At 62.2% G+C, this 21008-nt stretch carries 17 protein-coding genes; 11 read left to right on the top strand and 6 right to left on the bottom strand.

What is annotated here, in order from left to right; genetic code table 11:
* Nucleotides 1-26: 26 nt before the first annotated feature.
* Together ACMQ11_RS01605 and ACMQ11_RS01600 are read left to right on the top strand one after the other, a co-directional pair.
* Nucleotides 27-1733, top strand: a complete 1707-nt coding sequence (locus ACMQ11_RS01605; protein ID WP_418990913.1) for an arylsulfatase — start codon at nt 27-29, stop codon at nt 1731-1733.
* Nucleotides 1734-1873: 140 nt separating this feature from the next.
* On the top strand, nt 1874-2368 hold the full coding sequence (locus ACMQ11_RS01600) for a 3'-5' exonuclease (protein WP_418990912.1): 495 nt from the start codon (nt 1874-1876) through the stop codon (nt 2366-2368).
* Nucleotides 2369-2420: 52 nt separating this feature from the next.
* On the opposite strand, the gene ACMQ11_RS01595 is transcribed toward ACMQ11_RS01600, so the two are convergent.
* A complete protein-coding gene (locus ACMQ11_RS01595; protein ID WP_418990911.1) occupies nt 2421-3545 on the bottom strand; it encodes an aldose epimerase family protein in 1125 nt (374 codons plus the stop codon).
* 148 nt (nt 3546-3693) lie between these two features.
* The gene (locus ACMQ11_RS01590; protein ID WP_418990910.1) at nt 3694-4947 is read right to left on the bottom strand and encodes a porin; all 1254 of its coding nucleotides are present in this window, start codon (nt 4945-4947) and stop codon (nt 3694-3696) included.
* A gap of 202 nt (nt 4948-5149) precedes the next feature.
* Here ACMQ11_RS01590 and tpx point away from each other — a divergent pair, with 202 nt between their 5' ends.
* From tpx to ACMQ11_RS01565, 5 genes are all read left to right on the top strand, one after another.
* Nucleotides 5150-5662 (top strand): thiol peroxidase, encoded by a 513-nt coding sequence (gene tpx / locus ACMQ11_RS01585; RefSeq protein WP_418990909.1) that lies wholly within the window; start codon nt 5150-5152, stop codon nt 5660-5662.
* A gap of 11 nt (nt 5663-5673) precedes the next feature.
* The gene (locus ACMQ11_RS01580) at nt 5674-5949 is read left to right on the top strand and encodes a putative quinol monooxygenase (protein ID WP_418990908.1); all 276 of its coding nucleotides are present in this window, start codon (nt 5674-5676) and stop codon (nt 5947-5949) included.
* Between the two features lie 82 nt (nt 5950-6031).
* Nucleotides 6032-8410, top strand: a complete 2379-nt coding sequence (locus ACMQ11_RS01575) for a TonB-dependent receptor (protein WP_418990907.1) — start codon at nt 6032-6034, stop codon at nt 8408-8410.
* Nucleotides 8411-8561: 151 nt separating this feature from the next.
* The gene (locus ACMQ11_RS01570; RefSeq protein ID WP_418990906.1) at nt 8562-9821 is read left to right on the top strand and encodes a putative DNA modification/repair radical SAM protein; all 1260 of its coding nucleotides are present in this window, start codon (nt 8562-8564) and stop codon (nt 9819-9821) included.
* A 5-nt stretch (nt 9822-9826) separates the two neighbouring features.
* Nucleotides 9827-10588 carry a TIGR03915 family putative DNA repair protein gene (locus ACMQ11_RS01565; protein WP_418990905.1) on the top strand — a complete coding sequence of 254 codons (762 nt, stop codon included), beginning with the start codon at nt 9827-9829 and terminating at the stop codon, nt 10586-10588.
* 428 nt (nt 10589-11016) lie between these two features.
* Here the strand turns inward: ACMQ11_RS01565 and ACMQ11_RS01560 are convergent, their stop codons facing one another.
* The 3 genes from ACMQ11_RS01560 to ACMQ11_RS01550 all read right to left on the bottom strand — a co-directional run bounded on the left by ACMQ11_RS01560 (nt 11017) and on the right by ACMQ11_RS01550 (nt 13939).
* The gene (locus ACMQ11_RS01560) at nt 11017-11277 is read right to left on the bottom strand and encodes a hypothetical protein (RefSeq protein WP_418990904.1); all 261 of its coding nucleotides are present in this window, start codon (nt 11275-11277) and stop codon (nt 11017-11019) included.
* Nucleotides 11250-11642: a hypothetical protein gene (locus ACMQ11_RS01555; protein WP_418990903.1), complete on the bottom strand. Its 393-nt coding sequence runs from the start codon at nt 11640-11642 to the stop codon at nt 11250-11252. Before ACMQ11_RS01555 ends, ACMQ11_RS01560 begins: the two co-directional genes overlap by 28 nt.
* 260 nt (nt 11643-11902) lie before the next feature.
* Nucleotides 11903-13939: an alpha-amylase family glycosyl hydrolase gene (locus ACMQ11_RS01550; protein ID WP_418990902.1), complete on the bottom strand. Its 2037-nt coding sequence runs from the start codon at nt 13937-13939 to the stop codon at nt 11903-11905.
* Nucleotides 13940-14253: 314 nt separating this feature from the next.
* On the opposite strand from ACMQ11_RS01550, the gene ACMQ11_RS01545 reads away from it, so the two are divergent.
* From ACMQ11_RS01545 to ACMQ11_RS01535, 3 genes are all read left to right on the top strand, one after another.
* Nucleotides 14254-14652, top strand: a complete 399-nt coding sequence (locus ACMQ11_RS01545) for a hypothetical protein (protein WP_418990901.1) — start codon at nt 14254-14256, stop codon at nt 14650-14652.
* Nucleotides 14653-14770: 118 nt separating this feature from the next.
* Nucleotides 14771-17485, top strand: a complete 2715-nt coding sequence (locus tag ACMQ11_RS01540; protein ID WP_418990900.1) for a carboxypeptidase regulatory-like domain-containing protein — start codon at nt 14771-14773, stop codon at nt 17483-17485.
* 127 nt (nt 17486-17612) lie between these two features.
* Entirely contained in the window at nt 17613-19298 is a 1686-nt protein-coding gene (locus ACMQ11_RS01535) for a peptide MFS transporter (RefSeq protein WP_418990899.1), read from the top strand.
* Between the two features lie 59 nt (nt 19299-19357).
* Here the strand turns inward: ACMQ11_RS01535 and ACMQ11_RS01530 are convergent, their stop codons facing one another.
* Nucleotides 19358-19987, bottom strand: a complete 630-nt coding sequence (locus ACMQ11_RS01530) for a nitroreductase family protein (protein ID WP_418990898.1) — start codon at nt 19985-19987, stop codon at nt 19358-19360.
* A 95-nt stretch (nt 19988-20082) separates the two neighbouring features.
* Here ACMQ11_RS01530 and ACMQ11_RS01525 point away from each other — a divergent pair, with 95 nt between their 5' ends.
* A complete protein-coding gene (locus ACMQ11_RS01525) occupies nt 20083-20949 on the top strand; it encodes an AraC family transcriptional regulator (protein ID WP_418990897.1) in 867 nt (288 codons plus the stop codon).
* The last annotated feature ends 59 nt before the right edge of the window (nt 20950-21008 follow it).

Genomic DNA, 21008 nt, shown 5'->3' with positions numbered 1-21008 from the left:
TCCCGTTTTTATAAAGAAACGAAATGATGAATACCGACAAATTAGGTGCGCTCTGCCTGACAGGCGCCGTTGCGACCGGAGCCGTGGCGATGACGGGGTGCGGAGCGGAAAAAAACCGTACCGCCGAGCGGCCCAATATCGTGCTGATTCTGGCCGACGACCTGGGGTTCAGCGACCTGGGATGTTACGGCGGAGAAATCCGGACGCCCCATATCGACTCGCTGGCCGCCGCGGGGCTGCGCTACCGCCAGTTCTACAACACGGCGCGCAGCTGCCCCTCGCGGGCGAGCCTCTTGACGGGACTGACGCCCCACCTGGCCGGCGTGGGCCACATGGTCGCAGACCGCGGTTACGCGGGCTACCGGGGGACGCTGGCCCCCAACACGGTGACGCTGGCCGAGGCCCTCCGGGGCTGCGGCTACCAAACAGCCATGTCCGGCAAGTGGCACGTGACCAACAACACCGATCCCGCGGGCGACACTTCGCAATGGCCCGTGCAGCGCGGTTTCGAGCGCTTCTACGGCACGCTGAGCGGCCATGGGAGTTTCTGGGACCCCAAGTGCCTCTATGACGGCAACACGCCCGTGCGGGCCCAGGGGGATTACTACTACACCGAGGCGATCACCGACCGAGCCACGCGCTTCGTCGACGAAATGGCGGACGCCGGAGAGCCTTTCTTCCTCTACGTGGCCTACACCGCGCCGCACTACCCGCTCCATGCGCGGCCCGAGTATATCGAAAAATACCGGGGCCGTTACGCAGCGGGCTGGGACTCGCTGCGCGTCGAGCGGTTCGAGCGGATGCGGGCGCTGGGGGTGATTCCGCCCGATGCCGTGCTGCCCGAAAAGGACGAGCAGTGCTACGACTGGGCCGACGAACCCCACAAGGTGTGGCAGCAGATGCGCATGGAGGTCTATGCCGCTATGGTGGAACAGATGGACGAGGGGGTGGGCCGCATCGTGGAGGAGCTGCGCCGGAAAGGAGAGCTCGACAACACGCTGATCGTCTTTCTCTCGGACAACGGCGCCTCGAACGAGGGGCACCTGCACAATACGGTCGAGCGGACCGGAAAGCACTGGGGCGACCGGATGATCCCCGACTCGACGCTCGACGGGCGGACGGTCCATGCGGGCGATATTCCGGGCCGGGCGCTCGGGGCCGCCGACACCTACGGCAGCTACGGTCCCCTGTGGGCGCACCTGTCGTGCACGCCTTTCCGGCGCTACAAGAGCTGGATGCACGAGGGCGGCATCTGCGCTCCGATGATCGTCCGGTGGGGCGACCGTATCGCCGACCGGGGCGGCTGGCGTGACGGGGCGTTCACCATCGCCGATTTCATGCCGACCCTGCTCGACGTGGCCGGCGGCAGCTACCCCGATTCGATCCGGGGCATGAAAACCGTTCCCATCGAGGGGCGCAGTTTCGCCGCCTCGTTCGACCGCGAGGTGACGGATACGGTGCGAATGCTCTTCTGGGAGCACGAGGGCAACCGGGCCGTGCGGCGGGGCCGCTGGAAGCTCGTTTCGGAATACCCCGGCAGCTGGCGCACGCTGCGCGGCTATCCGACGGGCGGCGCCTGGGAACTTTACGATCTCGAGACGGACCGCACCGAGACGCGCGACGTGGCGGCGGAGCATCCCGCACTCGTGGCGGAACTCGCAGCGGCCTGGCAGGCGTGGGCCGCACGGGCCCGGGTCGAGGACTGGGCTGCGATCGGCGGCGAAAAGTGGTAGCGTTCCTGAACCGAATTAAAGGCTCCGTCGCAATAGACGGGGCTTTTTTCGCGTTCGGGCATACGCCGTAAGGGCAAAAACATGTATATTTGCAGCGAAAAGCTGCGGCCCGAGGGGGCCTGCTCAACCGATTTTCAGCAATGACCGATTTTGCAGCCATCGATTTCGAAACGGCCAACGGACGGCGCACGAGCGTCTGTTCGGTGGGTGTGGTCGTAGTGCGCGGCGGCGAGGTAGTGGATACGTTCTATCGGCTCATCCGCCCCCGGCCCAACTATTACAGCCGTTTCACCACGGCCATCCACGGCCTTTCCTATGCCGATACGGACGACGCCCCCGATTTCGAGGACGTGTGGCGCGAGGTGGCTCCGCGCATCGAGGGGCTGCCGCTGGTGGCCCACAACTCGCCGTTCGACGAGGGGTGCCTGCGTGCCGTGTTCGACCTTTACGACATGCCCTGGCCCGGCTACGAGTTCCACTGCACCTGCCGTGCTTCGCGCCGCGTATTCGGCCGGCAGCTCCCCAACCATCAGCTGCACACCGTCTCGGCCGCCTGCGGGTTCGATCTGCTGAATCACCACAACGCACTGGCCGATGCCGAGGCCTGCGCGCGGATCGCCCTGAAAATCCTGTAAACGAAAATCCCGGTCCTTGCAAGGACCGGGATTTTGCGTTTCGAAAGGGTGGCTATTTCACCCCGAATTTGTAGATGCACACCTGCGTATACTCCTCGCCCGGACGCAGCACGGTCGAGGGGAAATGGGCGTGGTTGGGGCTGTCGGGGTATTTCTGCGTCTCGAGCGCCAGCGATTCGCGGTAACGCTGCGGCTTGCCGTATTTGCCGTTCACGGTCCCGTCGAAGAAATTGCCGCTATAAAATTGCAGGGCCGGCTGGTCGCTCAGCACCTCGATCGTGCGGCCCGATGCGGGCTCCCAGAGCGTGGCAACGGACTCGATGCCGTCCGTTGTCTTGCGGTCGATGATCCAGTTGTGGTCGTAGCCGTGGCCGTTGCGCAGTTGCTCGTCGTCGCCGCCGATGCGCTCGCCGATGGCGTGCGGGGTGCGGAAATCGAACGGCGTACCCGTTACGTCGGCGATCCGGCCGGTTGGGATCAGCACCGAATCGACCGGCGTGGTCCGGCCGGCGTGGATCGTCAGCACGTGGTCGAGGATCGTGCCGTTGCCCTCGCCCTTGAGGTTGAAAAAGGCGTGGTGCGAAAGATTCACCACGGTCGGTTTGTCGGTGGCGGCCTTGTAATCGATGCGGAATTCGTTTTCGGGCGTGAGCGTGTAGGTCATTTCGATCCGCAAATTGCCCGGGAAGCCCTCCTCTCCGTCGGCGTGGAGATAATTCAGCACCAAGCGATTGTCGGAGGCCGACACCACGTCCCAGACCACGCGGTCCAATCCGTTGAACCCGCCGTGGAGCGTCTGGCCGTGGTCGTTGGCCGGGAGCGTATAGGTCGCCCCGTCGAGCGTGAAGGAGCCGCGCGCGATGCGGTTGGCGTAGGGGCCCACGACGGCCCCGAGGAAGCGTTCGCCGGTGTTGTCGACATAGCGGCCGATCGTCTGGTAGCCGAGCACGATGTCCTGGTAGCTGCCCGCGCGGTCGGGGGTCCAGAGCGAGACGACGCGGGCGCCGTAGTTGGTGACCTGCATGGCGATGTCGCCTGCACGGAGCGTGTAGAGTGCGACGGGCTTGCCGTCCACCTCGGTTCGGAAAGCCTCGCTGTCGATGAGCGTAATGGCGGGCTCGCGGGTTGCGCAGGCGCTCAGCAGCAGGGTACAGAGTACGATCAGGAGTTTTTTCATGGAATCGGGTCAGTTGATTTTATTGCAAAGGTACGCACCTGAAGCCGTTTGCGATGCAAACAGAATCTCAAAGTGTACCACAATCGTTGCAAAAAAAAGCGCATGGGCTCCGCAACCTGGGCGCCGGACCGAAAGACAGGGCTTTGCATCAAAGTCCCAGCTCCAGCTGGAACCGGATCTCCCAGCGGTTGTAGCCGGGGTCCGCGGAGCGGCTGCGGCGGTTCCACGATGCGTCGGCCTGCAACTTGAGGCTGTGGCCGATGATGTAGCGCGTGACGCCGACGGTGGTCTGGTTCCAGTTTTCGTAACCGGCCAGCGGTTGCACCTCCCTGTCGGGAAAGAGGGTCGAGTTGCGCAGGGCCACCTCCCATTTTTCGTTGAACAGGTAGCTGGTCTGGATATTCAGGCCGCAGCCGCTGTAAACGAACGCATTGCTCCGGGGATCGAACAGGGGACGCGAACAGGAGCGGCCCATGAAATCGGTGTAGAATGCCCAGCCTCTGTATTTGAGGATGAAATCCGCGAAATAGGAGCTCAGGTTGCGCGTGGCGTCGTCGGGCATCAGCGCGCCCCGCTGCCCGTCGAGGCGCGTAGCCTTGTGGTTGAACGAGTAGGCTCCGGCCACGAGAATCTTGACCCGCTCTTCGTGGTCGAAATCGCCCTCGATCACGTCGCCCTTGGCCGAAAAGCGCCCCAGGGGATAGAACTCCAGCCGTCCCGTGTAGGCCAGTCCGCCGCCCGACGACGTGCCCCAGTTGCGCCCTTCGCCCAGGGTGATGGAGCCTTTGAACGAGAGGTTGAACCCTTCCTTGCGGGGGGTGTTGTATTCGCCGAAGAACCCGAAATCGCGGTCGAGGTTGAATTCGCTGTTGACGATGCTGCGGTCGACGAACTGCAAGGCGCTCGACGAGTTGATGCGCGCGCGGTTGGCCTTGATCTTCGTTTGGCCGAAACCGATGTTCCAGGTGGCATTGGGGACGTAGTAGACGATGGCGTCCCGGACGATGTTCGAATTGCCGTTGGGCAGCGTCTCGGTGTCGTAGGCCGTGAATCCCAACTGGATCGAGTAGACCAGCTTGGGCGAATGGATGTAGCCGTCGAACCGCAGGCGCAGGCGTTTGACCCGCGCGTCGGTTTTGGTCAGCGTGAAATCCTGGTCGAACGAGAGCGCCACGAGGTTCTGCATCCGAAAGCGCAGGGTCATCTCCAGCCAGCGGTTGCGGGGCCGGAACGTGATCCCCCTGCCCACCTCGATGTTGGGCATGTTGCGCAGCTGCATCAACAGTTCGTGCTCGTCGCCGAGCGAGTCGGCCGCAAAGACGGTCTTGGGCAGCAGCGAGCGCTCCTGGGCGGTCGCTGCCGTGCAGCCCGCGAGGAGGAGCAAAAGGGCGAGTCGTTTCATCGTTCTGTCTGTTTGTCGGTCGTGCAAAATTACAAATTTTGTGCAGACCGCTGTCATTCGGGTGACAAAGTGGAAGCAAATTTCACAGGTTTGTCATATCCGGGCCTTTTCCGATGGATTTCGGGACGGACCGGAACCAAATTTGCTGTGCAATATTTCCGACGCGGATGCGTTTTTATATATAACCGTTATGCAAACAACCATGAAAGAGACAAAATTCAAGGGATCGCCCGTCAAACTCCGGGGCGAATTCATCGACAAGGGGGTCGAAGCGCCCGATTTCGAACTGGTGAAAACCGATCTTACGCCGCTTCGGCTGAGCGACCTGCGGGGTAAACGCGTGGTGCTTAATATCTTTCCCAGCCTCGATACGGGCGTGTGCGCCACCTCGGTCCGCAAGTTCAACAAGCTGGCCGCCTCGCTGCCCGACACGGTGGTAGTCGCCGTATCGAAAGACCTGCCTTTCGCCCATGCCCGTTTCTGCACGGTCGAGGGGATCGACCGCGTGGTCCCGGCGTCCGATTTCCGGGCTACGGGGTTCGGCAGCGCCTACGGCGTCGAGATGGCCGACGGACCGCTGGCGGGGCTGCTGGCGCGCGCGGTGGTAGTGATCGGCCCCGACGGGCGGGTAGTCTATACGCAGCTCGTGCCCGAGATCGGGCAGGAGCCCGATTACGACCGCGCAGTGGAAGCGGTCGAAAATATAAAATCTTAAATCCCATCGATATGATTCGTTTGAATGTATTTATCCGCACCTCGGAAGCGTGCCGCGAGGAGCTTCTCGGTGCCGCCCGCGAACTGGTCGCAGCCTCGCTCCGGGACGAAGGCTGCGTCGATTACGATCTCTATGAAAGCGCCACGCGCCGGGACGTACTGATGATCTGCGAGACGTGGCGGGACGAGGCCGCCCTTGCTGCGCACGAACAGTCGCCCCATTTCACCACGCTCGTACCGCGCCTGAAGCAGTCGGGCGAGCTGAAGATCGAGAAATTCAGTTTCTGAAAAACCGCCTCCGCACCCCGCGTGCGGAGGTTTTTTTCTCGGCGGGCTCCGTTTCCGGCGTAAAATGTGTATTTTTGCGGATATGCTTAAACGGATCGTCGTCCTGCTGCTCGTGCTCTGCACCGGGCCCCTTGCGTTGGCTGCGGAGACCTATCCCGTCCGCGGACGGGTGATCGACCGCCTCACGCGCCGTCCGGTGGCCTATGCCGCAGTGGTCATCGCGGGGCAGGAGCACCTGGGTGCGCCGACCGATTCGGCGGGCCGCTTCGTGATCGAACACGTCCGTCCGGGCATACACCGCCTGGCGGTCTCGTCGCTGGGCTACAAGAGCGCCCTGACGCCCGAATTCATCCTCACGGCGGCCACGCCGCCCGTGGAGATCGAACTCGAAGAGGACCCCGGGCGGATCGAAGCCGTGACCGTGGCGCCCTCGCCGTTCCGCCGTCCGGCAGAGAGCCCCGTGAGCATGAAGATCATCGGGCTGAGGGAGATCGAGAAGAGCCCCGGCTCGAACCGCGATATTTCGCGCATCGTGCGCTCCTATCCGGGCGTCTCGTTTTCTCCGATCGGCTACCGCAACGACCTGATCGTCAGGGGAGGCGGCCCGTCGGAGAACCGCTTTTTCATGGACGGTATCGAGATTCCGAACATCAACCATTTCGCCACGCAGGGCGCTTCGGGCGGCCCGGTGAGCCTCGTCAACGCCGATCTGGTCCGCGAGATCGGTTTCTACACGGGCGCCTTCCCCGCCGACCGGGCCGGGGCGCTGAGCTCGGTGCTCGATTTCCGGCTCCGGGACGGCAATCCCGACCGGCAGACGTTCAAAGCGACGCTCGGGGCCTCGGAGGTCTCGCTCAGCGGCAGCGGCCACATCGGCGAGCGGACCACCTGGATCTTCTCGCTCCGCCGCTCCTACCTGCAACTGATGTTCAAACTGCTGGGGCTGCCCTTTCTGCCCGACTACTACGACGGGCAGTTCAAAATCAAAACGCGGCTCTCGGAGCACGATGAATTGACCGTGTTGGGGCTTGCCGGGATCGACGACATGCGGCTCAATACCGACGAGAAAGGCGAGGATGCCGAATACCTGCTGAGCTACCTGCCCCGGCTGAAGCAGGAGACCTTCACCGTCGGCGCCTCCTACCGCCACTATGCCGGGCGGCATGTGCAGACGCTCTCGCTGAGCCACAACTACCTCAACAACCGCAACATCAAGTACCTCGACAACGACTCCTCGACCGAAGAGAACCTTCGCCTGCGTATGAGAGCCGTCGAACAGAAAACTACGCTGCGCGGGGAGAACCGCTCCTACCTCGGGCGCTGGACCGTGCGGGCGGGAGCCGAGCTGAGCTACCAGCACTACACCAATTCGACCCGTCAGCGGCTTTACAGCCGGGAGGCCCTCCTCACGGATTACCGCACGCGGTTGGGAACCATCGGGTGGGGCCTCTTCGCCGGGGCCGATTACGCTTCGACCGACAAGCGGCTGACCGTCTCGGCGGGTCTGCGCACCGACGGCTGCGACTACTCGGCCCGGATGCGGCGTTTCTGGAGGCAGCTGTCGCCCCGCGTCTCGGCCTCCTACGCCCTCGATGCGAGCTGGTCGGTGAGCGGCAGCGCCGGACTCTATTACCAGCTGCCGCCCTTCACGGCGCTCGGGTTCAAGGACACGACGGGGGCGCTGGTCAACCGGGACCTCGATTACCTGCGGGTCGTGCAGACCTCGGCGGGGATCGACTGGCGGTGGCGGGACCGGCTGATCGTCTCGATGGAGGGCTTCTACAAGGCTTACGGACGGATTCCCCGCTCGGTGGCCGACGGCGTGCCGCTCACGTGCAAGGGCGACGACTACGGTTCGGTGGGCGGCGAGGAGCTGGTCCCGACGGCCCGCGGACGGGCCTACGGCGTGGAGTGGATGGTGCGCTGGCAGGTGCCCGGACGGGTCAACCTGGTGGGGGCGTTCACCCTTTTCAAGAGCGAATACCGCAGCGATTCCGGCACATCGTATCTTCCCTCGGCCTGGGACAACCGCTATGTGCTGAACCTGAGCGGCACGTGGGACCTGCCACGGGCCTGGAGCGTGGGGGCCAAGCTGAGCGCCATCGGCGGGGTGCCTTATACGCCCTACGACGAGGAGAAATCGTCGCTCCGGGAGGCGTGGGATGCTGCGGGACGACCCTACTACGACTATGCGCGCTACAACAGCGAGCGGCTGGGCGGTTTCGCGCAGCTCGACCTGCGGGTGGACAAGACATTCTATTTCCGCCGTTGCATGCTGGGCATCTACGTCGACCTGCAAAATGTGACGGGCAGCAAGCTCCGCCAGGCCGACGTGCTCCTTTCGACGGGCGTGGTCGAGAACCCCGAAGCCCCGGCTGCGGAGCAGCGCTACCGGATGAAGCGCATCCGGCAAGAGAGCGGCACGCTCATTCCGACGCTGGGCCTGACGGTGGAGTTCTGACCGACCGTTTCCGGTAAGCGGGTCAGGCCATGCGGGGGTGTTTCGATGAGCCGTTCGGCTATGCCCCTCGTGCAGAGCGGGATCGGAAAAAGGGTGCAATATTGCGGCCCGAAAGCGCGTTTCTATCCGAAAAAAATCCTATCTTGCCGCCGTGAAAGAGTCCGTGCTCGAAAAACTCAAGGTGCTGGCCGAATCGGCCAAATACGACGTCTCGTGCGCGTCGAGCGGCGTTTCGCGCCGCAACCGGGCGGGCGGAATCGGCAGCACGGCGGGGTGGGGCATCTGCCACACGTTCACCGCCGACGGGCGCTGCGTCTCGCTCCTGAAGATCATGCTCACCAACGTCTGCATCTACGACTGCGCTTACTGCATCAACCGGCGCAGCAACGACATCCCGCGCGCCGCTTTCACGCCCGACGAGCTGACCGAGCTGACCATCGAATTCTACCGCCGCAACTACATCGAGGGGCTCTTCCTCTCGTCGGGCGTGGTCCGCAACCCGGACTACACGATGGAGCGCATGGTACGCGTGGCGCGGGACCTCAGAACGGTCCACCGCTTCAACGGCTACATCCACCTCAAAAGCATCCCCGGCGCCAGCGCAGAGCTGGTCGCCGAGGCCGGGCGCTATGCCGACCGTTTGAGCGTCAATATCGAGATACCGACCGAACACAACCTCAAGCTGCTCGCTCCGGACAAGAACTACGAGAGCATCTACCGCCCGATGAACTATATCCAGCAGGGCGTGCTCCAGAGCGCCGAGGAGCGCCGCCGCCTGCGCCATGCGCCCCGCTTCGCCCCGGCCGGGCAGAGCACGCAGATGATCGTCGGAGCTACGGACGAGAGCGACCGGGATATTCTGCTCCTGTCGGCATCGCTCTACGACCGCCCCACGATGAAGCGGGTCTACTACTCGGGATTCATCCCCGTGAACCCCTACGACAAGCGGCTTCCGGCGCTGGACAAGGCGCCGCTGGTCCGCGAGAACCGCCTCTACCAGGCCGACTGGCTGATGCGTTTCTACGGCTTCCGCGCCGAGGAGATCGCCGATGAGAAGACGCCCCGCCTCGACCTGGAGATCGATCCCAAGCTGGCCTGGGCGCTCCGCCATCCCGAATTTTTTCCGGTCGACGTCAACACGGCCGACTACGAAGCGCTGCTGCGCGTGCCGGGCATCGGGGTCAAGTCGGCCCGGCTGATCGTTTGCTCGCGCCGCTACCGCACGCTCACGCAGCAGTCGCTGCGGCAGATCGGCGTGGTGATGAAAAAGGCGCTGTATTTCGTCCGCTGCCGGGAGCTGACCACCGGGCAGGGGGTGAACGAACTGCGTCCCGAGCAGGTGCGCCGCCTGCTGACGGCGCCCGATCGCAGGAAGCAGGATAAAAACAGGGGGCAGCTGAGTCTGTTCTGAAAGGGATGGTGGTTTTTCGTTACGACAAGTCGTTCGAGGGGCTGCTCTCGGCACTCTTCGACGCCTACTCTCTCAGGGCGTTTCCCGAGGCGCTGCTCGGTCCCGGGGAGCCGGAACCGCTCTTCACGGAACGGGTACACGAGGTGGAGACCGACGAGGCTCACGCCGCCCGCGTGTGGCGCGGTATCGAGCGGCGGCTCTTCGTCCGCGCCCGTTCGATGCTCATCTATGCCTGGCATGGCGAACAGGCCGGGAGCGACCTTTTGATGCTGCGCTGCCTGCGCCGCATCTTCGACGAAGACGGGGCCGTCGTGGCCGACCAGGCCGACCCAGACATGAAAGCCCTGCACCGCCTGGCGCTGAAGGTCTCCCACGAACGCGAACGCATGAAGCAGTTCGTCCGGTTGCAGAAAGCCGCCGACGGCACCTATTTCGCCGCCGTAACACCCGAGCACGACGCCCTGCCGCTGGTGCTGGACTATTTCACCGACCGCTTCGCCGACCAGCGGTGGCTCATCTACGACCGGCGGCGCGATTACGGCTACTATTACGACACACGCACGGCGCGCCGCGTGACGCTGGAGGACGACCGGGGCATGATCGCCGACAAGCTCTCCGACCGCTGGCTGGCCGAAGACGAGCGGCAGTTCCAGCTGCTGTGGAAAAACTATTTCGAAGCGCTGGCCATTCCGCAGCGCACGAACCTGCGGCAGCAGCGCCGCATGATGCCCCGCCGCTACTGGAAGCACCTCACGGAGATGGGGTAGGGCCATATCCGTAATGTTCGATTGTCAAGGGCGGTGCAGAGGGTTGAAGGGACAGGCTGAGCAGGCATTGGACTGCGCAAGGCGGGATGGATCATACGATGCTGACAACGCAACACGGGAATCAAAGCCGGTCACGCAGGCGTGGAGCTGACAATGCAAGGCATGGAGCTACACGATGCGGGATCATAAGCAAGTCGGGTGCTCGCGAGGTGGAATCAAGAGGGGCGCACGATGCGGGATTATGCAAGGCGAAGCTTCGGCCCGGACCGATTGCGGGCGCGGAGTATGAAGGGGTAGCCGGGGATGTGTCCGAGTGGAAATAGCTGCTGCCGACGCAGGCGACGGCCGGCTATTCGAGCCTCGGCGGAACATATGCTTTTCGCTGCTTAACATGCCGCACATGCTTTCGCAGCCCTGGCGGAACAGCTCTATTTGCTGCGGAACATGTCGCCCTCGCCGGTCAGTAGCCAGTGAGCCGAGACCTCGTAGTCACGGACAAGATGAGTCAGCCACGGAAGCTGTACGCTGGTTTGGGTCGATTGTTTTTTTTCAAGCGCGTTGAGGTTCCAACGGTTGATGCCGTACCGTTTGGTGAAGGTCTGTTTGCCCCGGATCGTTCCCCGCGCTTTGAGGGCGTAGAGTGCCTCGAAGAAACGGGCCGTTATCTGCTGGCTCTCGTCGGTTTGCATGCCTTATCCGATTTGCGCATTGCGCCGGTGATTTTCGTGTTCGTTTCCTGTTCGCGGATCCAGTAGCGTCCGCTTTTATTCAAGCATTCGAAGCTGAAATCGAGCTTCTTGCGTCCTATGACATGTCCGTGCAGCCTGCGGGCATTGGACGGCGTTTCGTCGATGGCGACAACCTGTGTGTACCGAAAATTCCTGATCCGCAGCAGCCTGGCCTGGTGTTGTGTCGTCCAGCCCATCGACGCAGCGAATTCGGAGTGCTTGCCGCCGATTTTGTAACGGATGGCGGCGAGCAGACCGTTATTCGATTTCGCTTGAATTTTCTTCCGATACCCAACCCTCCTTGACAGATGGATCATCGAATACATTTTATAAGCGATCCGATGAGGCTTGCTGAAAATATCGATAATTAGAGCTGTTTTCGGTTGAATTCTCAAGGTCGTTTACACGCTTCTCCGGAGTATCGATACATCCCGGTGCCACGATTATAAGACGCTTCACGATTGAATTTTTTATAAAATATTTCGTTTGATTACCCCCGTTACGCGGAACAGCCGCTTTACCTCCTGCAAGGGGATTTCGAACTCCTGATAGATAAACTCTCCGCGCATGGGGCCGTCGTCGTGTTTCATCGTTTCCGCCGGTAGACCGTCGCCGTGCGCGAGGTGTTGTAGATGCGGATGCGGGGCTGCGCTTCGCCCTCCTCCGAGGGGACGTTGTAGGAGAAATGCTCGGTCTGCATCGACTGCCGCCCGGGGCCGCCGAAGCGCTCCTCGTCGGTCGAGAGCACGGGGACGTACTTGCCGGGCTGCTGCACGGGCAGCTCGTAGTCGGGAATCGAAGCCGCGGGGTGCCAGTTGAAGACGAACAGCAGGTCGCGGTGCGAATAGACCATCGTTTTGTTCCGCTCGTCCATCAAGAGGTTCCACGCATAGCCGTCCGCGAGGACCTTGTATTTCTTGACCAGCCGGATCATCGCCCGGTCGAACTCCCCGAGCCACGCATAGCGCAGAAATCCATTCTTTGCGAGCGACCACTGCCGCCGTGCATGGGCGTAGCTCCAGCCGTTGCCCTCGCGCGGGAAATCGATCCACTCGGGGTGGCCGAACTCGTTGCCCATGAAATTGAGGTAGGCCTGGCCGCCCGTCGTAATGGTCAGAAGACGGATCATCTTGTGCAGGGCCATGCCGCGGTCCACGACCACGCTCTGGGACGCGCGGTCCATGTGGTCGTACATCTCCTTGTCCATCAGTCGGAACGCCAGGGTCTTGTCACCCACCAGCGCCTGGTCGTGCGACTCGGCGTAGGCCACGGTCTTCACCTCTGGCAGGCGGTTGGTCATCACGGACCACATCTCCCAGATGTTCCACTCCTCGTCGGGCACCTCCTTGAGCAGTTTGATCCAGAAATCGGGAATGGCCATGCCCAGGCGGTAGTCGAAGCCCACGCCGCCGTCCGCCAGGGGGATGCACATGCCGGGCATGCCGCTCACGTCCTCGGCGATGGTGACGGCCGCGGGACGGAAATCGTGCACCAGGCGGTTGGCCAGCGAGAGGTACGTCAGGGCATCCTCGTTGACGCCCGCGTCGAAGAAGCGCTCGCGGCAGTCGAAATCGACGTAACCGTGGTGGCGGTAGATCATCGAGGTCACGCCGTCGAAGCGGTAGCCGTCGAAATGGAACTCATCGAGCCAATACTTGACGTTCGACAAGAGGAAATGCTCCACCTCGCGCTTGCCGTAGTCGAAGAGCTTGGAGTCCCAGTAGGGCTGGTAACCCGCCTCGCCCGGCAGCGAGTAAAGGTGGTCGGTGCCGTCCAGAGAGTTGATCCCTTCGTTGAGGTTCTTGACGTAGTGGGCATGTACGAGGTCCATGACCACGCCCAGCCCCAGCTCGTGCGCCCGGCGGATCAGCTCCTTCAGCTCCTCGGGCGTGCCGCAGCGCGACGTGGGAGCGAAGAAATTCGACACGTGGTAGCCGAACGAACCATAGTAGGGGTGCTCGGCAATGGCCATCAGCTGCACGGTGTTGTAACCGTCCTTTTTGATGATGGGCAGGATCTTCTCGGTGAATTCGCGGTAGGTGCCCACCCCCTCGCGCTCCTGGGCCATGCCCACGTGGGCCTCGTAGATCAGCAGCGACCCCACCGTCGAGATGTCGAATGCGTCGCCCCGCCAGTCGAACGGTTCGGCGGGCTGCCAGAACTGCGCCGTGTAGTTCTTGGTCTCTTCGTCCTGCACCACCCGCGTGGCGTAGGCCGGAATGCGGTCGAGCCAGCCGTTGTCGCCGTGAACGTGCAACTTGTAGAGCGAGCCGTGGCGCAGGCGGTCGCGGTACATCGCGGCGGGGAAGAAAGCGCTCCAGACGCCGTGCTCATCCTTGTGCATGCGGATTTCGGTCCGCTGCCAGTTGTTGAAATCGCCGAAGACGTAGACGTCGTGGGCCCCGGGCAGCCACTCGTGCAGCCACCAACCGTCGAGCTCGTCGTCCCATTGCCAGCCGAAATAGCGGTATCCGTTGGCGTAGTCGGTAATCGTTCCGGCGGCCCGTTCGATCCGCTCCATTGCGTTCAGGTAGCGCTCGTGGCGGTTGTTGATCTCTTTCTCGACGGGCCGGAGCCACTCGTCGCGTGCGACGATCGGCAGGCTGGGGGAGGTTGCTTTCATAGACGGTTCGTTTAGACAAATATACGAAAGATAATCCGGATGCGGAACAACCTGCCGGGAAATATTGTCCGCTTATGGATCGCAACCCCGCAATCGTGCTGTTTTTCAGCCCGAAATTTGTATTTTCCGAAAATATCTCCTATATTGCTTGCAGTTTACAGGTTGTCCCGTCTCTATTTCAGTAATTCTCTGTTATTTAACCTTTTAAAATTTGGCTCATGAAAAAGGTTTTGCTGTTTTTGATTGTTGTAAGCGCCTGCTTGATACCATAATTAATTATGGAGGAAGATGTGAAATCTTTAAAAGAATAGAATATGAAATCTCTCTACTTTTTATTGATCGCACTCGGGATTTCCGGCATGGTGACAGGTACTCCGCCGCAAGCAACCAACGGAAGTTATATTTACAGTATCCGGTTCGTAGATGTGGACAACAATCCGTTGAGAGGGGTATCGATTCTGGTGAAGAACATGGATGTCGGTTCGGTGTCGTCCAGTAGTGGAACGGCAACGATGCTGGCTAACCTGCTCCAACCCGCCGACACGCTTGAGGTCACCAAGCCGGGCTACATCAGCCAGTATCTCTTTTTCGACGAGAAGAGCGACGGCACGGCTACCGTGGTGCTGAAGAAGGACCCGAACGCTCCGGCGCAGGAGGCGGACGACAAGTCCGGGAAAGGCCGCTCCGGGAAGAAACGCAACGACCGGAAATAAATTCGAATCCGACAGCGGACGGGGCGCTTCGATCCCCTCCGAACCCTGTGTCCGTCCGCCTGCGCGGCTCCCGGAGCCTGTTGCGGGCGGAGTGGAATAAAGCCCGTCGAATCTGCCCATGCCCCTTTTTCGATACCTCTTTTTGACCGCCCTGCTTGCCGGAGGAGGCCGCGGCTTCGCCCAGCAAGACGGTACCGCGTCGCTGCGCGGCCGGGTCGCCGACTCGTTGCTGGGCGCGGGGTTGTCGGGCGCCGTCGTCTCGGCCACCGACGGGCGCGATACGCTGCTGGTCACCTCCGACCGCACGGGAGCGTTCCGTTTCCGCGGCTTGCGGCTGCAGGGACGATATACCGTGTCGGCGCGATTCCTGGGTTACCGGTCCGCCTCGCAACGGGTGCTGCTCGCCAGTCCCGACTGCGACATGGGCGTGCTGGCACTCGCGCCCGATTCGACGCTTATCGACGAGGTGGTGGTCCGCAGCCGTGTCCCGGTGATGACGCTCAGGGGCGACACGGCGCAGTACAACGCCGCAGCGGTGAAAGTGATGGAGGGCAGCGAGACCATCGAACTGGTGCGCAAGCTCCCCGGGCTGGAGGTGCTCGACGACGGGAATGTCTCCTACAGAAACAAACTGGTCGAAGAGACGCGCGTCGACAACCGCCTGCTCTTCGGCACCGATCCGCGCGATGCGCTGCAAAACCTCCCGGCCGCCGACGTGCAGCGCATCCTGGTCTTTACCGAGCGGCAGTTAGGGCGCAAAAAGCGCGAGCGGACGGTGATGAACATCCAGACCAAGAGCAAGCTGGACTGGCAGATCAACGCTTTCGCCCTGGCCAGCTACGGCGCCGACACCGAAAAGAATATCGACCGCAGATTCCAGGATCGCTACGGGGTGGGCGGCGAGGCCAATTTCTTCTCCGAGACCCACCAGTTCAAGAGCAACCTCCTCTTCGACAACATCGGGCGCCTCGCCAACCGTCCCGATTTCCTGCTCAAGAACAGAATCTCCGGAGCCTACAACCGCAACCTTGCCGCTTCGGCCGAGTATGCGTACAACGTCGGCCAGTGGCGTGTATTCGGTAATTACGGCTACAAGCAGACCTACGACCGCTCGCGCACGATTCTCGAGCGCCTTTACACCTCGTCCGGTGCCGATGATGCGCGCGTCTACCGCGATACGACGGGCCTCGAGAACGATCTCAGAAGCCACCATGCACAGGTCTACCTCACCTACGGACGCGATCTTGCGGACACGCCGCCGCTGAGTTTCACGAGTTCTTTCTCCTACGACCGCGAGAAAAAGGACGCCGAAAGGTTTACACATGCCCGCGACGAACGCCCGGGAGCGGTGCTGTCGGTCGACCCCCTTTCCGACCGCGGCAGCCGGGGCTGGTCTTTCAAGGCCGACGGGCAGGCCATGTACTCTCCCCGGGAGGGCCGGAGCCAGACCAACCTGGACTGGGACATCACGGTGGGGGAGAGCCGGGCGGGCGGAATCCGCGTGGATTCGCTCGGAACGACGGTCCGAAAGACCGATCTGCGCCTCACGGGTTCGGGCCGCACGCGCGACATGCGGGCGGGGCTGTTGCAACTGGTGCAACTGGGCGAAATGTGGAACCTGAGGGCGGGCTACCAAGTGCATTACCAATACGAACGGTCGCTGTCGGTAGCCTGGGACAACTACCGGGAACAGGTCGATTCTTCGCAGACTTCGATCTTCACGACCGACTACCTGACCCAATCCGCAGAGGCGGGTTTCGATTACAGAGGAGCGATGGAATTCCACGCCTCGGTGAAATACCAGCATGCCCGTCAGAACCGCGACGAGCGCATTCCGGTCGCCGATCGGTCGCGTAACGGTTTTACGAACTGGATGCCCGAAGCGGGCTTTCAGTTCCGGGCTTTCGATTTCCGGCTCATGGGCATGCTCAACTACACGACCGCGGTGCAGCTGCCTTCGGTGGAGATGACGCGCTCCTATGTCGACGGGGCCAATCCGCTGCTGCTTTCGGGCGGAAATCCCTCGTTGAAGCAGAGTTTGACGCATCACCTCGAAACCGACTGGAACTGGCGCTCCAACGGGGGCTTCTCGGTGCTGCTGCTGGTGCGGGCGCAGCTGACCTCGGATGCCATCGTGGCACGGGAGCGGTCGTTCGCCGAGGCGGCCGTGCTGCCCGAGTACGGCGGCTACCGGGTGCTGAAGGGCGCCGTGCTCCGCACGTGGGCCAATGCCCCGGGCAGTCGGCTGGCTACCGTCTGGCTGACGTTCGATTTTCCGCTGCGCAACATCCTCCGGGTGCGTTTTTCGCCGATCAACTACGAAACCTCCCGCAGTCCGCAGTACCTGGGCGACCGCCTGGTTTATACCAATTCGCGGGTTCCGCAGGTACAGCTGCACCTGCGAAGCCTCTTTTCGCGCAAGATCGACCTCTCGCTGCTGACCCGGTCGTCGTTCGGTATGGTGCGCAATAGCGAGGATTACCGTTCGGACTATTTCCGGCAGGAGGTGCGCGGCGAGGTGAAATGGGACTTGCTGTCGCGCTGTTTTCTGCGGGCGAATTATTCCTACGATTTCTACCACAACCGCGACCGGGCCATCGCCGACCAGCGCGTACACCTGCTCAATGCGGCTTTCGGCGTCTATTTCGGTCGACAAAAATGCTGCTCGGCGAGCATCGCGGGCTACGACCTGTTGCAGAGCAACCGGCGCTTCTCCTCGGCCCTCTTGACCGACTACGTGCAGAACAAATGGTCGGAGCTTCCGGGCCGTTACGTGACGGTCAATTTCAGCTACAAGTTTTTCAAGCGCGGCCGAACTGCCGGCGCCCGGTGATGCGGGAACGGCAGATCGTCCGATTTTTCCGCTTCCGGGGCCGCGGGGATGCTCGGATTTGGAAAATTTTTCTATCTTTGTCCGCGTATTGAATCCGAACGATTATTTACTAATACCAAATTTCACTATGTTCAAAGGACAACCCAAAGGTCTGTACGCCCTCTCGCTCGCCAACACCGGCGAACGTTTCGGCTACTACACCATGCTTGCGATCTTCACGCTGTTCCTGCAAGCGAAATTCGGCTACACCGAAGCCGTCACCACGCAGATATACGGCATCTTCCTGGCTGCCGTCTATTTCATGCCTTTCTTCGGCGGCATCCTGGCCGACAAGTTCGGCTTCGGACGGATGGTCACGCTGGGTATCTTCGTCATGTTCGGCGGCTACGCCCTGCTGTCGATCCCCTCGGGCACGGGATTCGCCGCCCAGGCGCTCATGTTCGCCGCCCTTGCGCTGATCGCCTGCGGAACGGGTCTGTTCAAGGGCAACCTCCAGGTCATGGTCGGCAACCTCTACGACGATCCGGCCTACGCCGCGAAGCGCGACAACGCGTTCTCGATCTTCTACATGGCCATCAACATCGGCGCCATGTTCGCCCCCTCGATGGCTACGTGGATCACCAACCATTTCCTGGCGCAGGACGGCCTGGTCTACAACGGCCAGATTCCCGCCCTGGCCCACGAGTACATGAAGTTGGGCGAGGCCATGCCCGCCGAGCCGCTGGCCGAGTTGCAGCGGCTGGCCGTCGCCGTCGGAGGCAGCGCCGCCGACCTCGGGGAGTTCTCGCGCCACTACGTCGAGAAGCTCTCGGGCGCCTACAACATGGGCTTCGGCGTGGCGTGCATCTCGCTGGTTGTCTCCTACCTGATTTATGTCCTCTTCCGCAAGACTTTCAAGTCGGCCGACGTAACGGCCAGGCAGCAGGCTGCCGCCGCCACGGCTTCGGGCACGGCGCAGGTCGAGCTGACCCCCGCCCAGACCAAGTCGCGCATCACGGCGCTGATGCTCGTCTTCGCCGTGGTGATCTTCTTCTGGATGGCTTTCCACCAGAACGGCTCGACGATGACATTCTTCGCCCGCGACTACACCACCTCCGAGGCCACGGGAATCACCCGCATGGGCTTCGACATCTTCAACCTGGTGCTGGTGCTCTTCGGGGTCTACGGCATCGTGGGCTTCTTCCAGTCTGAGAAAGGCCGCGGGAAAATCATCAGCGCCGGGGTGTTCCTTGCTGCTGTCGGGGCGCTGTGGTACCGCTGGACGCTGACGCCCGACCCGGTGTCGATCCTGCCGCAGCAGTTCCAGCAGTTCAACCCGTTCTACGTCGTGGCCCTTACGCCCATCTCGGTGGCGATCTTCACGGCCTTGGCGCGCCGCGGCAAGGAGCCCTCGGCCCCGCGCAAGATCGGTCTGGGCATGATCATCGCCGCGGGCGGCTTTCTGATCCTCACGCTCGGCTCGCTGGGGCTCATGTCGCCCGTCGAGGTCAAGGCCGCCGGCGCGAGCAACCTGTTCGTGTCGCAGAACTGGCTGATCTCTACCTACCTCGTGCTCACGTTCGCCGAGCTGCTCCTCTCGCCGATGGGTATCTCGTTCGTCTCGAAAGTCGCACCCCCGAAATACAAGGGCATGATGATGGGTCTGTGGTTCGCCGCCACGGCCGTAGGCAACTACGCCACCTCCCTGATCGGCTACCTCTGGGGCAGCGGCATGGCCCTGTGGATGGTCTGGAGCGTGCTGATCGTGCTGTGCCTCCTCTCGGCGCTCTTCATCTTCTCGATCATGCGCAAACTCGAAAACGCAACCGCCTGACGCCCGCGCGCATAAACGAAGCCCGGACCTCCTTCGAAAGAGATCCGGGCTTTTTGCATCTACCAGCCGTTTCGGTGAATCCGCTCCTCCACGCGAACGGTTTTCTGCCGGCACATGTGTGCATCCGGCGCCGGATAGCCGATAGCCAGAAAGCAGGTGAACTCGTAGTCGCCGGGCGCGCCGACGAGTTGTTTGACGTGTTCCGGTTCGCTGCCGATCGGGATGCGGAATGCACACGCCAGCCCCTCGGCCGTCGCCGCGAGCAGGATATTCTCCACCGCCGCCCAGGCCGAAGCGAAGTAGTTGAGCGAACTCTGCTCCGCGGGGCGGCACAACGGGCAGCCCACCTGACGGAAGAACGGCAGCACGAGGCAGTCGCTTTCGACGAGCATCAGCTGCTGCTTGGGCAGGGCGTCGCTGAACATGGCGTACTCGTCCCGGTCCATCGTCTGGCTTGCGGCTTCGAGCCCCGCCTGCTGAATCCGCTGCGTGTTTTCGGCCACCGGGGCGACGAGCCGCAGGATGTTTTCGCGTCCGCGGACCACCACGAATTCGAGTTGCCGCAGGTGGTCGTTCGTGGGCGCCCGGAATGCGGCGGCCAGCACCTTGTTCAATACGTCGTCCTCGACCTTTCGGTCCGAAAAATCGCGGACGGTTCTTCTTAACTCCAAAACCCGGTAAAATTCCATATCGATTCGATTTATTGGTTCGGTGCAAAGTTACGCGCTGTAATTGTTGAATATTTGCGTAATCGTATCTAATTCTTGTCGTATATTTGCATTCGATGGAAGAAACGATTACCCCTTACGAACTGCCCGACGAGCAGAATCACTCTCTCTTTTTCGTGGATGTCCGCATTCCGCCCGCCTTGGAGGCGCCTCTGCACCGGCACGATGCGTGGGAGCTCACTTTCGTCACCCGCGGACGTGGACGCCGGATGGCGGGCGATGCGCTGCAATCCTTTGCGGAGGGCGATGTGGTCCTTATCCCGCCCTCGATGCTGCACCGCTGGGAGTACGACCCCGCCCAAGCCGATCCGTCGGGGCATGTCCGCTACCTGATGGTTGCTTTCAGGCACTCGCTGGTGGAGCAGTGCATCGAGACCTTTCCCGAAATCCGGAACCGGCTGTCGGGCATTGCGTTCCCGCGCGAGGCGCTCCGTTTCGGGGCGGAAAGCGCGCGGCCGATCCGTCGTGCGCTCGTGGAGATGAACGGCGCGGACGAGCCGGGACGCCTGTGCCGCTTGCTCGGCCTGCTGCCCCTGCTGTTCACCGCGGCTGACTGCACCTCGGCGGGCCGTGCCGTGCGTATCGAAAGGGACGTCAAACGCATGCAGCAGGTCTGCACCTACGTGATGCGCCACTATGCCAGCCGGATCACGCTCGATGAGATCGCCGCCGAAATGTGCATGAACCGTTCGGCTTTCTGCTCCTGGTTCAGGCGCTGCCGCGGAACGACGTTCTTCGATTACCTGAACGACTACCGCATCGACACGGCGTGCGAACTGCTTGCGACGACCTCCCTGCCGGTCTCCGGCATCTGCTTCAGCGTGGGGTTCGGCGACACACCCCATTTCAACCGCATGTTCCGAAAACGGAAAGGAGTCTCTCCCGGAACCTATCGCACAGAGCGACGCCGACAGCGGGGATGAAGCCGCTTCCCAGCCCGCGGATGTTTGCGTGCGCGCTTCGCTCCCGGGCTGTAGGTATC

The organism is Alistipes sp., from assembly GCF_048465575.1.
Classification (GTDB): Bacteria; Bacteroidota; Bacteroidia; order Bacteroidales; family Rikenellaceae; genus Alistipes.
The sequence above is the reverse complement of the archived record's forward strand: the minus strand, read 5'-3'. Positions and strand labels throughout refer to the sequence as shown.

What these genes read in the sequence shown, in the direction of transcription:
- ACMQ11_RS01590 (WP_418990910.1), bottom strand. Translation starts at nt 4,947, where the DNA reads ATGAAACGACTCGCCCTTTTGCTCCTCCTCGCGGGCTGCACGGCAGCG.
- ACMQ11_RS01605 (WP_418990913.1), top strand. Translation starts at nt 27, where the DNA reads ATGAATACCGACAAATTAGGTGCGCTCTGCCTGACAGGCGCCGTTGCG.
- ACMQ11_RS01525 (WP_418990897.1), top strand. Translation starts at nt 20,083, where the DNA reads ATGGAAGAAACGATTACCCCTTACGAACTGCCCGACGAGCAGAATCAC.
- ACMQ11_RS01565 (WP_418990905.1), top strand. Translation starts at nt 9,827, where the DNA reads ATGGTGGTTTTTCGTTACGACAAGTCGTTCGAGGGGCTGCTCTCGGCA.
- ACMQ11_RS01600 (WP_418990912.1), top strand. Translation starts at nt 1,874, where the DNA reads ATGACCGATTTTGCAGCCATCGATTTCGAAACGGCCAACGGACGGCGC.
- ACMQ11_RS01530 (WP_418990898.1), bottom strand. Translation starts at nt 19,987, where the DNA reads ATGGAATTTTACCGGGTTTTGGAGTTAAGAAGAACCGTCCGCGATTTT.
- ACMQ11_RS01550 (WP_418990902.1), bottom strand. Translation starts at nt 13,939, where the DNA reads ATGAAAGCAACCTCCCCCAGCCTGCCGATCGTCGCACGCGACGAGTGG.
- ACMQ11_RS01545 (WP_418990901.1), top strand. Translation starts at nt 14,254, where the DNA reads ATGAAATCTCTCTACTTTTTATTGATCGCACTCGGGATTTCCGGCATG.
- ACMQ11_RS01595 (WP_418990911.1), bottom strand. Translation starts at nt 3,545, where the DNA reads ATGAAAAAACTCCTGATCGTACTCTGTACCCTGCTGCTGAGCGCCTGC.
- ACMQ11_RS01575 (WP_418990907.1), top strand. Translation starts at nt 6,032, where the DNA reads ATGCTTAAACGGATCGTCGTCCTGCTGCTCGTGCTCTGCACCGGGCCC.
- ACMQ11_RS01560 (WP_418990904.1), bottom strand. Translation starts at nt 11,277, where the DNA reads ATGCAAACCGACGAGAGCCAGCAGATAACGGCCCGTTTCTTCGAGGCA.
- ACMQ11_RS01555 (WP_418990903.1), bottom strand. Translation starts at nt 11,642, where the DNA reads ATGTATTCGATGATCCATCTGTCAAGGAGGGTTGGGTATCGGAAGAAA.
- ACMQ11_RS01535 (WP_418990899.1), top strand. Translation starts at nt 17,613, where the DNA reads ATGTTCAAAGGACAACCCAAAGGTCTGTACGCCCTCTCGCTCGCCAAC.
- ACMQ11_RS01540 (WP_418990900.1), top strand. Translation starts at nt 14,771, where the DNA reads ATGCCCCTTTTTCGATACCTCTTTTTGACCGCCCTGCTTGCCGGAGGA.
- ACMQ11_RS01580 (WP_418990908.1), top strand. Translation starts at nt 5,674, where the DNA reads ATGATTCGTTTGAATGTATTTATCCGCACCTCGGAAGCGTGCCGCGAG.
- tpx (WP_418990909.1), top strand. Translation starts at nt 5,150, where the DNA reads ATGAAAGAGACAAAATTCAAGGGATCGCCCGTCAAACTCCGGGGCGAA.